This is a genomic window from bacterium, from assembly GCA_029210545.1.
Classification (GTDB): Bacteria; BMS3Abin14; BMS3Abin14; order BMS3Abin14; family BMS3Abin14; genus JARGFV01.
Map to the genome: position 1 here is coordinate 1 of JARGFV010000219.1, position 674 is coordinate 674.

Annotated in this window: 2 protein-coding genes; both read left to right on the forward strand. The window is 61.7% G+C overall.

Features of this window, described 5'->3' with window-relative positions; all coding sequences use genetic code 11:
• A partial coding sequence (locus P1S46_12390; protein ID MDF1537261.1) for a hypothetical protein occupies positions 1–245 on the forward strand: 245 nt, incomplete at its 5' end.
• A 103-nt stretch (positions 246–348) separates the two neighbouring features.
• A partial coding sequence (locus P1S46_12395) for an L-lactate permease (protein ID MDF1537262.1) occupies positions 349–674 on the forward strand: 326 nt, incomplete at its 3' end.

The following is a 674-nucleotide window of genomic DNA, read 5'->3' on the forward strand; positions in this document are numbered from 1 at the left end:
TTGCCAACGGCTTCACCGAACTGAGTGACCAGGAAGAACTGGCCCGGCGCATGGAGGGTGTTTTAAGGGACCTTGCCGAGGCCGGGGTGGAGGGGCTGGCAATAGACGAAGAGTTTATCGAGGCCATGGCCAACCTCCCGCCCTGTGCGGGCGTGTCGGTGGGACTGGATCGGCTGCTAATGTTATTGCTTGATGTTGTTGATATCGGACAAGTTGTGTTCCCGTTTGCGGAGACGACGATTTGAGAGTTAGACGCGGAGACGCGGAGACGCGAAGACGCGGGGTTTATTTTCTCCGTGTCCCCGTGTCCCCGTGTCCCCGTGTCATGCGGCCAGAAGAGTCAAAAAAGTGCTGACTGCGCTCGCCTGGTCCCCCGTCCTCCTCCTTTTCATACTGGCGGTTTTCCTGCGGCGCAGCGCCCTGTTCCTGGCTGTGGCCGGGTGCCTCTGGACCGGCGTCCTGGCAATTACCGTATTTCGAACACCCCTGTCGGGTGTGCTGACATCGGCCCTGTGGGGGGTGCAGGTGACCTTGCCCCTTCTCCTGGTGGTTTACGGCGGGATACTCCTGGCCTCGGTTCTCATCGAGTCGGGAGCCCTGACCCGCCTTGCCGCCTGGTTCACCGGGGCCGCCCGGGACGAGTGGGAGAAGGTCACCCTGCTCTCCATGGGCAT